Source organism: Pseudomonas sp. S1(2024), assembly GCF_046557535.1.
The window spans coordinates 67,920-80,237 of sequence record NZ_JBKGFP010000093.1; the positions used below are offsets into that span (position 1 = coordinate 67,920).

Here is a 12,318-nt window from a genome sequence, read left to right on the forward strand (position 1 = left end):
ACCGGTCTTGGGGGCAGATACAACCTCTGGAGGAGAAAAAGTCATCATTTCTCAATGACTTGTCCGGGCCGGGGTGGCCTGGAGCTGCCAATTCGCGGGTGAACCCGCTCCTACAGGGTTAGCGCTGACAGCAAGACCAGCGCAGGACCTGTGGGAGCGGGCGTGTCGAGGCGTCGAACCGCCGCTAAGCAGGCGCCGCGGTGGATGGCACGGGCTTCGCCCGTGTTCGCGGGCATGCCCGCTCCCACAAGGACCGCGCAAGCCACAGGGGGATTGCGCAGGGCGTTAGACAGCGATGCCCTGCTCGCCCAGGAAGGTGACGAAGGCATCTTCATCAAGCACCTTCACCCCCAACTCACTGGCCTTGGCCAGCTTGGACCCCGCCCCCGGCCCCGCCACCACGCAGTGGGTCTTGCCGGAAACCGAACCCGCCACCTTGGCCCCCAGGCTTTCCAGCTTTTCCTTGGCGATATCACGGCTCATGCGCTCCAGGGTGCCGGTCAGCACCCAGGTCTGGCCGGCCAGCGGCAGGCCTTCGGCGACTTTCTTCTCGCTGCTCCAGTGCATGCCGAACGCCAGCAACTGTGCCTCGATGTCCCGGGCCAGTTTCTGGTTGGCTTCATCCTTGAAGAACTCGCGCACGGCTTCGGCCTGCTTGGCCGCCAGGGCCTGGCGCAGGTCGATGCCGTCGGCGGCGATGATCTTGTCCAGGCTGTCGAGCTTGGCCACCAGCTTCTCGGCACCGGTCGGGCCAACCGAGGCGATGTCGAGCTTGGCGATCATGCCGGCCAGGGTAGTGCTGGCAGCGAATTCGGCAGCCAGCTCGCCTTCGTCCTGCAGTTGCATGCCGCTGTCGAGCAGCTGCTTGATGACCTTGCGGTTGTGCTCGTCCTCGAAGAAGTTGTGGATCTCGTACGCCACCTCCAGGCCGATGTCCGGCAGGTAGGTGAGCACTTGCGGCAGCGCTTGCTGCACGCGCGCCAGGCTGCCCAGCGAGCGGGCCAGCACCTTGGCGGTCTCCTCGCCTACGTCCGGGATGCCCAGGGCGTAGATGAAGCGCGCGAGGCCCGGGCGCTTGCTGGCTTCGATGGCATCCAGCAGCTTCTTGCTGGACACTTCGGCAAAACCTTCCAGGCCGACGATCTGGTCGAATTCCAGCTTGTACAGGTCGGCCGGCGAGCCGATCAGGCCTTCGTCCACCAGCTGCTCGACGCTCTTCTCGCCCAGGCCGTCGATGTCCATGGCGCGGCGTGACACGTAGTGGATGATTGCCTGCTTGAGCTGGGCGCCACAGGCAAGGCGACCGACGCAGCGGTACACCGCCCCCTCGCTGGTGGTTTCCTTGCCCTTGCTACGCTTGACCAACTGGGTACGCTCGACCTGCGAGCCGCATACCGGGCACTCACTCGGCACCTGCACCGGGCGCGCATCTTCCGGGCGGCGCTCCAGCACCACCTGCATCACCTGCGGAATCACGTCACCGGCGCGGCGGATGATCACCGTGTCGCCAATGCGCAGGCCCAGGCGGGCGATTTCGTCCATGTTGTGCAGGGTGGCGTTGGACACGGTCACACCGGCCACCTTGACCGGCTTCAGGCGTGCCACGGGCGTTACCGCGCCGGTGCGGCCGACCTGGAACTCGACATCCAGCACCTCGGTCAGCTCTTCCATGGCCGGGAACTTGTGGGCAATCGCCCAGCGGGGCTCACGGGCACGGAAGCCCAGTTCGCGCTGGGCGGCCAGGCTGTTGACCTTGAACACCACGCCGTCGATTTCGTAGGGCAGGCTGTTGCGTCGCTCGCCGATGTCGCGGTAGTAGGCCAGGCATTCTTCGATACCGGCGGCATGCTTGAGTTCGCGGCTGATCGGCAACCCCCACGCCTTGAGCTGTTCGAGGATGCCGATGTGGCTGTCGCCAATGCTCGCAGACACCTGGCCGACGCCATAGCAGCAGAACTCCAACGGGCGGCTGGCGGTGATTTTCGAGTCCAGCTGACGCAGGCTGCCGGCTGCGGCGTTGCGCGGGTTGGCGAAGGTCTTGCCGCCGGCTTCGGCCTGGGCGGCGTTGAGCCGGTCGAAACCGGCCTTGCTCATGTACACCTCGCCGCGCACCTCCAGCACCGCAGGCCATCCCTCGCCTTGCAGCCTGAGCGGGATGTTGCGCACGGTGCGTACGTTGGCACTGATGTCTTCGCCGGTGGTGCCGTCGCCACGGGTGGCGCCCTGTACGAGCAGACCGTCGCGGTACAGCAAGCTCACGGCCAGGCCGTCGAGCTTGGGCTCGCAGCTGTAGTCGACCGCACCGGGCTGGTCGAGGCCGTCTACCACGCGGCGGCCGAACTCACGCAGGTCGGCTTCTTCGAAAGCGTTGCCGAGGCTGAGCATGGGCACTTCGTGGCGGACCTGGCTGAACGCGGCCAGGGCTGCGCCACCGACACGCTGGGTGGGCGAGTCGGGGGTTACCAGGTGTGGGTATTCGGCTTCAAGCGCCTTGAGCTCGTTGAACAGGCGGTCGTATTCGGCATCGGGCACGCTTGGCTCATCGAGCACGTAGTAGCGGTAGTTGTGCTGGTCGAGCTCGGCACGCAGTTCGTGGATACGGGTTTCGGCGGTCATGGGATTTGTCTTCTCTTGCAAAGCAAAAGAGCAGCCTGGGGGTGGTGCATGGGGCCTGGATTTGTGTTGCCTGCCCCGGCCCTATCGCCGGCAAGCCATCTCCCACAGGTAAACCACAGGCCTGGAGGGCAGTGATACACCTGTGGGAGCTGGCTTGCCGGCGATAGGGCCAGTACAGGCAATTGCAATACCCGAACCGACCAGCACGCCCTCAGGCTGCTCTTTCGTCTGGATCTGTCAGCGCTTCTGGGTCAGCGCACGGCGCTCGAACTCGACGATGCGCTGGCGATAGTGCTCGATGGTCTGGGCGGTCAGCACGCTGCGCTGGTCGTCCTTGAGCTCACCGTTCAGTTCGTGCGCCAGCTTGCGCGCCGCAGCCACCATCACGTCGAAGGCCTGCTTCGGATGACGCGGGCCCGGCAGGCCGAGGAAGAAGCTCACCGCGCGGGTGCTGAAGTGGTCGATGTCGTCCAGGTCGAACACGCCGGGCTTGACGGCGTTGGCCATGGAGAACAGCACCTCGCCGTGACCGGCCATGCTCTCGTGACGGTGGAAGATGTCCATTTCGCCGAAACGCAGGCCGCTTTCCAGAATGTTCTGCAGCAGCGCCGGGCCCTTGAAGCCACCCTCGTCGCGGGAGATGACGCTGATCACCAGCACTTCCTCGGCCGGCGGCAGCTCCTTGACGCTGCTGCTGGCAGGCGCCGCACCGTTGCTGCGGGTATTTTCCGCGGCAAAGTCATCATCGCTGTCGGCAAACAGGTCGGGCTCGCGTGGCTCGGCACTCAGGTTCAGGTCGCCCTGCTGTGCATCCGCGGCAGCGGTGGCGCGCTTGCCGCGCTTGGCAGCCTTGGCCGGCTTGGGCTCGCGCTCGCGATCACGCGCAGAAGCACTGAGCGACGGCAGGTCGCTTTCATCCAGCTCAGGCTCCTTGTGGGTATCCAGCACCCGCGACGGGCCAAGCACTTCGGCATTGCCCTCTTCGTCCGGCAGGTTGGAATAACTGCGATCCAGACGGAATTTCAACTTGCCTTTCCCGCCGCGCATGCGGCGCCAGCCGTCGAAAAGAATCCCGGCAATGACAATGATGCCGATGACGATCAGCCACTCGCGCAGACCGATTTCCATGTAATCCCGTGCCTCTATAAAAATATGCTTGAAAACAAAGGGTTCAAAGCCCTTTAACACGTGGCGCCAACTCTATGTTCTGACAGGCGTTTTACCCACGCAAAAAACGAGTGACATTAAGCTAGCACGACCAAAGACAACTTTACACCGTCTGTCGCACATGGCGGGGGCATTTCGCTACGGAATATGCCCTTATCGTCGAGCATCAGGCATCGACCATGGCCATGGCCTCCTCCACGTCGACGGCAACCAGACGTGAACAGCCCGGTTCATGCATGGTCACCCCCATCAATTGATCCGCCATCTCCATGGCAATCTTGTTATGGGTGATGTAGATGAACTGCACGCTTTCACTCATTTCCTTGACCAGACGGGCGTAGCGCCCGACGTTGGCATCGTCCAGCGGCGCGTCGACTTCGTCGAGCATGCAGAACGGTGCGGGGTTCAACTTGAAGATGGCAAACACCAGCGCCAATGCGGTCAGTGCCTTCTCGCCGCCGGACAGCAGATGGATGGTGCTGTTCTTCTTGCCCGGTGGTCGCGCCATGATCGTTACCCCTGTATCGAGTAGATCTTCGCCCGTCAGTTCCAGATAAGCGCTGCCACCACCGAAAACTTTTGGGAAAAGTGCCTGTAATCCGGCATTTATCTGATCAAAGGTATCCTTGAAGCGGTTGCGGGTTTCCTTGTCGATCTTGCGAATGACGTTTTCCAGGGTCTCCAGGGCTTCGACCAGGTCGGCGTCCTGGGCGTCCAGGTAGCGCTTGCGCTCGGACTGCTGCTCGTACTCTTCGATGGCCGCCAGGTTGATCGCCCCCAGGCGCTGGATACGCGCCTCGAGCTGCTCCAGCTCCTGTTCGGTACCCTGCTCGCTGGCCTCGGCCTCGAGAGTGGCGAGCACACCTTGCAGGTCGTAGCCGTCGGCCAGCAACTGCTCCTGCAAGGTCTTGCGCCGCACATCCAGGCCTTGGCACTCCAGGCGCAGTTGCTCCAACTGGCCACGCAGCAATTGGGCCTGCTGCTCGGCCTGGGTACGACGCTTTTCGGCGTCACGCAGTTCGCGGTCGGCTTCGTCCATGTGCAGGCGGGCCTGGCGCATTTCCTCGTCGACGCTCATGCGCCGCTCCAGCAGCTCTTCCAGCTTCAGGCGCAGTTCTTCCTGCGGGGCCTCGCCCTCTTCCAGGTTCAGGCTCAGTTGCTCCTGGCGCTCGATCAGGCGCGCGGCCTGCTGCTCCAGGCGCTCCAGTGCCTGCCGGGTGGAGTCGTGCTGGGCACGCAGCGAGCCCAGGCGAACAGCCAGCTGGTGGGCGTGATCCTTGTGCTGGCGGGCCTCCTGGCGCACGCGATCGAGGCTTTCGCGCAAAGTGTCGCGGCGGGCCATCAACTGCTCGCGCTGCTCGGTGTCCTGGGCCATCAGCTCCAGGGCCTCCTGCAGCAGCAGGCGGGCTTCGCCCAGTTGCTCATGTTCCAGAGCGCGCTGTTCTTCCAGTTCGGCCAGCTCTTCCTGCAGGCGCCGGCGGCGCAGTTCGACCTGCTCGGCACGTGCGCGGCCAGCCGACAGGTTGGCCTTCAGCTCGCCATGCAGGCGGCTTTCTTCCTGGGTGCGACGGCGCAGTTGCTCACGCTGTTCTTCAAGGTCCAGCTGCTGCTCGCGCAGGGCCTGCAGTTGCTGTTCCAACTGCTCCAGCGCCGCATCCTGCTCCAGCTGCTCCTGGCCGAGGCGCTCGATCTCCTGGCCGCGTGCCAGCACGCCGCCTTCGGCTTCGCCGCCACGGCGCACCCGCAGGAAGTGTCGGCCGACCCAGTAGCCATCGCGGCTGACCAGGCTCTGGCCTTCGCCGAGCGAGGCGCGCTGCGCCAGTGCCTGGGCAAGGTTTTCCACGGGTTTGACGTGGCCCAGCCAGGGCGCCAGGTCGACGCGGCCTTCGACCTTTTCCAGCAGGCTGCCAGGCAGCGACGAGCCGGTACCGCTTGCCAGCAGCAAGCGCAACTCGCCCTGCTCCAGGCCAGCAAACTCCAGATTACTGAAGTCGTCCACCAGTACAGCCTGCAGATCGGCGCCAAGCACGGTTTCTACCGCAAGCTCCCAGCCCGGCTCAACCCGCAACCCTTCAGCCAGCCGCGGCCGTTGCTCCAGGCCTTGGCCCTGGAGCCAGTCCGCAGCACCTGCACCCGGCTCCAGGGCAGCCTGCTGCAAGGCTTCGAGCGAGGCAAGGCGCCCGCCCAGGCGTTGCAGGTCGCCCTGCGCCTGCTGTTGGGCCTGGGTAGCCTGCTGCAGTTGCTCACGCGCGCCTTCCAGGCGCTCGACCACCTGCTCTTCCGACAACTGCAACTCTTCCAGCAACATTTCGCTACTGGCCAGCTGCTCGGCCAGTTCGAGCATGGCCGCATCCTGCGGGTCGCTGCCCAGCAGCTCGCGCTCCTCGCCCAGCTTGCGTTGGCGCTCGGCCTGGCGTTCCAGGCTGGCTTCCAGCTGCTGCAGACGCGCCTGCTGCACTTCGGCCTGGCGGCGCGGCTCGGCGGAACGGCTGTTGAAGCTGTCCCACTGTTCCTGCCAGCCGTGCATGCCCAGCTCGGCCTCCTCAAGGGCAGCGGCGGCTTCTTCGGCAGCGGCCAGGGTCATTTCCTGCTCGGGTTCGAGCATTGCCAGCTCTTCGCCCAAGGTAGCCAGCAGGGTGCGGTCGTGCCCGAGGTGCGACTCGGTCTCCAGGCGCGTGCGCTCGGCTTCCTTGAAGTCATCCTGCAACTGGCGCAGGCGCTGCTGGCCGTGCTGGATGCTCTGCTCGACCCGGGCGATGTCACCGGCCACCGAGTAGAAGCGGCCCTGCACCTGGTTGAAGCGCTCGGACAATTCGTGATGGCCATCGCGCAGGCGCTCGATGCTGGCATCGGCATTGCGCTGCTCGGCCACCAGCGCCTCATGGGACACATCCTGGTCGCCGATCACCGCCTCGCGCTGGCGCACCCGTTCGTCCAGATCACGCCAGCGCAAGGCCGACAAGCGCGCCTTCAGCTGGCGTTCCTGGGCCTTGTATTCCCGGTACTTCTCGGCTGCCTGGGCCTGGCGGTGCAGGCGCTCCAGCTGGCGCTCCAGCTCTTCGCGCAGGTCGGTCAGGCGCGCCAGGTTTTCCTGGGTGCGGCGGATGCGGCTCTCGGTTTCCCGGCGGCGTTCCTTGTACTTGGAAATGCCGGCGGCTTCCTCGATGAAGTTGCGCAGCTCCTCGGGCTTGGCCTCGATCAGCTTGGAGATCATGCCTTGCTCGATGATCGAGTAGCTGCGCGGCCCCAGGCCGGTGCCGAGGAAGATGTCGGTGATATCGCGCCGGCGGCACTTGGTACCGTTGAGGTAGTAGCTGTTCTGCCCGTCGCGGGTGACCTTGCGGCGGATCGAGATCTCGGCGTAGGCGGCGTATTCGCCGACCAGGGTGGTTTCGCTGTTGTCGAACACCAGCTCGATGCTGGCCTGGCTGACCGGCTTGCGGCCACTGGAGCCGTTGAAGATGACATCGGTCATCGACTCGCCGCGCAGGTTCTTCGCCGAACTCTCGCCCATCACCCAGCGCACGGCATCGATGATGTTGGACTTGCCACAGCCGTTGGGGCCGACCACGGCCGCCATGTTGCTGGGGAAGTTGACCGTGGTCGGGTCCACGAACGACTTGAACCCGGCCAGGCGAATGCACTTCAGGCGCATCGGTCAGCCTCGGGCCAACGCCGCCAGCACCAGTTCGCAGCTGCGCTGGCCATAGGCGGTGAGCACCTCGCGAATGCGCGGCAGGTCACGGGCGATCACGGCGTCGAGCAGGCGGGCGAACAGGTCCAGATAGTCGATCATGCTGGCCTGGCGCTGGTCCAGCGACAGGTAGTAGGCACGGCTCATCGCCGGCTGCAGGTTTTCCACGGTTTCCTGCAGAAACGGGTTGTCGGCGAACGGGTAGGCCGCCCGCATGACTGCGAAGCTGTCGGCGACGAAGGCCTTGATGTCCAGCTGGTCATGGGCCCGCTGCAAGCGCTGCTGGATCTCCAGGAACGGGCGCAGGTCGGCATCGGTGCGCCATTTTTGCGCAACCGCGTTACCCAGCAGGATGTAGAACTCGCCCATCAGTGCACACAGGCTGCGCACACTGCGCTCGTCGAGCTCGGTCACATGGGCACCCCGCCGCGGCAGGATCGCCACCAGGTGGCGGCGTTCGAGGATCAGCAGCGCCTCGCGCACCGAGCCGCGGCTGACGTTGAGTGCCTGGGTGACCTTCTGCTCCTGGATACGCTCGCCTGGCGCCAGCTCGCCACGGATGATGCGTTCGGCCAGGTAATCGGCAATCTGCTCGGAGAGGCTGTCCGGGGCCTTGAACGTCATGGTTTTCCTTCAAAATCATTGAACTGGGCACAAGGAGCGAATTGTAGCGTACTTGGCCGCTGATCGCGCAGAGGGGCCTGGCGGTTTATTTGACCTGCAAGGCAACCGCACGCCCGGCGCGATCTATGCTTGGAATATGGGCAATGTGTGCAGCCGGGCTTGGACATGAGCAATTTCTTGACCTTTGAGTCAGAAAAATATTGACCAGCTGGACAGCTCTTGCTTAGAGTCCGCCCAACAACAATAAAACCATTGCGAGGCCATCCCCGTGATCCAGTTTCTCGTAAACCAGGAGCTGCGTAGTGAGCATGCCCTGGACCCGAACATGACGGTGCTGCAGTACCTGCGCGAGCACCTGGGCAAACCTGGCACCAAGGAGGGCTGCGCCAGTGGTGACTGCGGTGCCTGCACCGTGGTGGTCGGCGAGCTGACCCAGGACGACCAGGGCAACGACAGCATCCGCTACCGTAGCCTCAACTCGTGCCTGACCTTCGTCTCGTCGCTGCACGGCAAGCAACTGATCAGCGTCGAGGGTCTCAGGCACCAGGGCCAGCTGCACAGCGTGCAACAGGCCATGGCCGATTGCCATGGCTCGCAGTGCGGCTTCTGTACACCCGGCTTCGTCATGTCGCTGTTCGCCCTGCAGAAGAACAGCAGCGGCGCCGACCTGCACCAAGCCCAGGAAGCCCTGGCCGGCAACCTGTGCCGCTGCACCGGCTACCGGCCGATCCTCGACGCCGCCGAGCAGAGCTGCCGCCAGCCCTGCCGCGACCAGTTCGATGCCCAGCAGGCACAGACCATCAGCCGCCTCAAGGCCATTGCCCCAACCCAGACCGGCGAACTGAACAGTGGCGACAAGCGCTGCCTGGTGCCACTGACCGTGGCCGACCTGGCCGACCTGTACAGCTCGCACCCCGAAGCGCGGCTGCTGGCCGGCGGTACCGACCTGGCACTGGAAGTCACCCAGTTCCACAAGACCTTGCCGGTGATGATCTACGTCGGCCATGTGGCCGAGCTCAAGCGCATCGAGAAAACCGCCAGCCACCTGGAAATCGGCGCCGCCACACCGCTCACCGACTGCTACGGTGCACTGAACGAGGAATACCCTGACTTCGGTGCCCTGCTGCACCGCTTCGCCTCGCTGCAGATCCGCAACCAGGGCACCCTGGGCGGCAATATCGGCAACGCTTCGCCAATCGGTGACTCGCCACCCCTGCTGATTGCCCTGGATGCGCAGATCGTCCTGCGCCAGGGCGAGCGCCAGCGGGTGATGCCACTGGAAGACTACTTCATCGACTACCGCATCACCGCCCGCCAGGACAGCGAGTTCATCGAGAAGATCATCGTGCCGCGCGCCACCAGCGATTGGGCGTTCCGCGCCTATAAAGTGTCCAAGCGCCTGGACGATGACATTTCCGCCGTGTGCGGCGCCTTCAACCTGAGCATCGAAGACGGCGTGGTCAGCGGTGTGCGCATCGCCTTCGGCGGCATGGCGGCAATCCCCAAACGGGCCCGTGCCTGCGAAGCAGCGCTACGCGGCAAGCCGTGGAACCAGGCTGCCATCGAGCGCGCCTGCCAGGCCCTGGCGGAAGACTTCACCCCGCTCAGCGACTTCCGCGCCAGCAAGGAATACCGCCTGCTGACCGCCCAGAACCTGCTGCGCAAGTACTTCATCGAACAGCAAACGCCGTACATCGAAACCCGGGTGACCGCTTATGTCTAACCATCACGTAGCCAAGAGCCAGGCCGAGATGGCCGAACTGTTCAGCCAGGACCTGACCACCGGGGTCGGCCGCAGCGTCAAGCATGACAGCGCCGACAAGCATGTGTCCGGCGAGGCGGTGTACATCGACGACCGCCTGGAATTCCCCAACCAGCTGCACGTCTATGCGCGCACCGCCGACCGCGCCCACGCGCGCATCCTGCGCATCGACACCACGCCGTGCTATGCCTTCGAGGGCGTGCGCATCGCCATCACCCACGAAGACATCCCTGGCCTCAAGGACATCGGCCCGGTGGTGGCCGGCGACCCGCTGCTGGCCATCGACAAGGTCGAGTTCTTCGGCCAGCCGGTGCTCGCCGTGGCCGCCCGCGACCTCGATACCGCGCGCCGTGCGGCCATGGCCGCCATCGTCGAGTATGAAGACCTGGAGCCGGCGCTGGATGTGGTCGAAGCACTGCGCAAGAAGCACTTCGTGCTCGACAGCCACACCCACCAGCGTGGCGATTCCGCCGCTGCACTGGCCAGTGCACCGCACCGCATCCAGGGCACCCTGCACATCGGTGGCCAGGAGCACTTCTACCTAGAAACGCAGATCTCCTCGGTGATGCCCACCGAAGACGGCGGCATGATCGTCTACTGCTCCACGCAAAACCCCACCGAAGTGCAGAAACTGGTCGCCGAAGTACTCGACGTGCCAATGAACAAGGTGGTGCTGGACATGCGCCGCATGGGTGGCGGTTTTGGTGGCAAGGAAACCCAGGCCGCCAGCCCGGCGTGCCTGTGCGCCGTGGTGGCGCGCCTGACCGGCCAGCCGACCAAGATGCGCCTGCCACGGGTCGAAGACATGACCATGACCGGCAAACGCCACCCGTTCTACGTCGAGTACGACGTGGGCTTCGACGACGACGGGCGCCTGCACGGCATCAACTTCGACCTGGCCGGCAACTGCGGCTACTCGCCCGACCTGTCCGGTTCGATCGTCGACCGCGCCATGTTCCACTCCGACAATGCCTACTACCTGGGCGATGCCACCGTGCACGGCCACCGCTGCAAGACCAACACAGCCTCCAACACCGCCTATCGCGGCTTTGGCGGCCCGCAGGGGATGGTCGCCATCGAGCAGGTGATGGACCACATCGCCCGCCACCTGGGCCGCGACCCGCTGGCGGTGCGCAAGGCCAACTACTACGGCAAGACCGAGCGCAACGTCACCCACTACTACCAGACCGTCGAGCACAACATGCTCGAAGAGATGACCGCCGAACTGGAAGCCAGCAGTGACTATGCCGAGCGCCGCGAGTCGATCCGCCGCTTCAACGCCAACAGCCCGATCCTGAAGAAGGGCCTGGCACTGACACCGGTCAAGTTCGGTATCTCGTTCACCGCCACCTTCCTCAACCAGGCCGGTGCGCTGATCCATATCTACACCGACGGCAGTATCCACCTGAACCATGGCGGCACCGAGATGGGCCAGGGCCTGAACACCAAGGTGGCACAGGTGGTGGCGCAAATCTTCCAGGTCGATATCAGCCGTATCCAGATCACCGCCACCAACACTGACAAGGTGCCCAACACCTCACCGACCGCTGCCTCCAGTGGTGCCGACCTGAACGGCAAGGCAGCGCAGAACGCTGCGGAGATCCTCAAGAAGCGCCTGACCGAGTTCGCCGCACGGCACTACCAGGTGACCGAGGAAGACGTCGAGTTCCGCAACGGCCATGTGCGCGTGCGCGACCAGATCGTCAGCTTCGAGCAGTTGGTGCAGCAGGCCTATTTTGCCCAGGTGTCGCTGTCCAGCACCGGTTTCTACCGCACGCCGAAGATCTACTACGACCGCAGCCAGGCACGTGGCCGGCCGTTCTACTACTTCGCCTTCGGCGCCGCCTGCGTGGAGGTGGTCGTCGACACCCTGACCGGCGAATACAAGATGCTGCGCGCCGACATCCTGCACGATGTGGGTGATTCGCTGAACCCGGCCATCGACATCGGCCAGGTGGAAGGCGGCTTCATCCAGGGCATGGGCTGGCTGACCACTGAAGAACTGGTGTGGAACGCCAAGGGCAAGCTGATGACCAACGGCCCGGCCAGCTACAAGATCCCGGCAGTGGCGGACATGCCGCTGGATTTGCGGGTAAAGCTGGTGGAAAACCGCAAGAACCCTGAGGACACCGTGTTCCACTCCAAGGCCGTGGGCGAACCGCCGTTCATGCTCGGCATCGCCGCCTGGTGCGCGATCAAGGACGCCGTGGCCAGCATCGCCGACTACCGCGTGCAGCCACAGGTGGATGCACCGGCGACGCCGGAGCGGGTGTTGTGGGGTTGCGAGCAGATGCGCAAGGCGGTGGCTGCAGCGCAACCTGCCGAGCCGGAGCTGGAAACCGTCACTCACTGAGGTTGGGTGGGCGCCTGTTCGGGCCCTATCGCCGGCAAGCCGGCTCCCACAAATACCCCCCCCCCCCTCCACCCCTTTTTTTCTCCCCTTGAGTCCCACCTC

Annotated in this window: 6 protein-coding genes; 2 read left to right on the forward strand and 4 right to left on the reverse strand. The window is 64.6% G+C overall.

Going from position 1 to position 12,318, the window contains the following annotated elements; all coding sequences use genetic code 11:
• Positions 1 to 285: 285 nt before the first annotated feature.
• From ligA to ACLCGK_RS26045, 4 genes are all read right to left on the reverse strand, one after another.
• Positions 286 to 2,616, reverse strand: coding sequence for an NAD-dependent DNA ligase LigA (gene ligA, locus ACLCGK_RS26030; protein WP_041505748.1), 2,331 nt, complete (start codon positions 2,614 to 2,616; stop codon positions 286 to 288).
• 237 nt (positions 2,617 to 2,853) lie between these two features.
• Positions 2,854 to 3,744 carry a cell division protein ZipA gene (gene zipA, locus ACLCGK_RS26035; RefSeq protein WP_015271153.1) on the reverse strand — a complete coding sequence of 297 codons (891 nt, stop codon included), beginning with the start codon at positions 3,742 to 3,744 and terminating at the stop codon, positions 2,854 to 2,856.
• 205 nt (positions 3,745 to 3,949) lie between these two features.
• Positions 3,950 to 7,438 (reverse strand): chromosome segregation protein SMC, encoded by a 3,489-nt coding sequence (gene smc / locus ACLCGK_RS26040; protein ID WP_410953273.1) that lies wholly within the window; start codon positions 7,436 to 7,438, stop codon positions 3,950 to 3,952.
• 3 nt (positions 7,439 to 7,441) lie between these two features.
• Positions 7,442 to 8,101: a GntR family transcriptional regulator gene (locus ACLCGK_RS26045; RefSeq protein ID WP_013973522.1), complete on the reverse strand. Its 660-nt coding sequence runs from the start codon at positions 8,099 to 8,101 to the stop codon at positions 7,442 to 7,444.
• Between the two features lie 268 nt (positions 8,102 to 8,369).
• On the opposite strand from ACLCGK_RS26045, the gene xdhA reads away from it, so the two are divergent.
• Both xdhA and xdhB read left to right on the forward strand, forming a co-directional pair.
• Positions 8,370 to 9,824: a xanthine dehydrogenase small subunit gene (xdhA, locus tag ACLCGK_RS26050; RefSeq protein WP_410953274.1), complete on the forward strand. Its 1,455-nt coding sequence runs from the start codon at positions 8,370 to 8,372 to the stop codon at positions 9,822 to 9,824.
• Positions 9,817 to 12,216: a xanthine dehydrogenase molybdopterin binding subunit gene (gene xdhB / locus ACLCGK_RS26055; protein WP_410953275.1), complete on the forward strand. Its 2,400-nt coding sequence runs from the start codon at positions 9,817 to 9,819 to the stop codon at positions 12,214 to 12,216. Before xdhA ends, xdhB begins: the two co-directional genes overlap by 8 nt.
• Positions 12,217 to 12,318 lie beyond the last annotated feature (102 nt).

Coding starts and splice junctions, on each gene's coding strand:
- zipA (WP_015271153.1), bottom strand. CDS start 3,744: ATGGAAATCGGTCTGCGCGAGTGGCTGATCGTCATCGGCATCATTGTC.
- ACLCGK_RS26045 (WP_013973522.1), bottom strand. CDS start 8,101: ATGACGTTCAAGGCCCCGGACAGCCTCTCCGAGCAGATTGCCGATTAC.
- smc (WP_410953273.1), bottom strand. CDS start 7,438: ATGCGCCTGAAGTGCATTCGCCTGGCCGGGTTCAAGTCGTTCGTGGAC.
- xdhB (WP_410953275.1), top strand. CDS start 9,817: ATGTCTAACCATCACGTAGCCAAGAGCCAGGCCGAGATGGCCGAACTG.
- ligA (WP_041505748.1), bottom strand. CDS start 2,616: ATGACCGCCGAAACCCGTATCCACGAACTGCGTGCCGAGCTCGACCAG.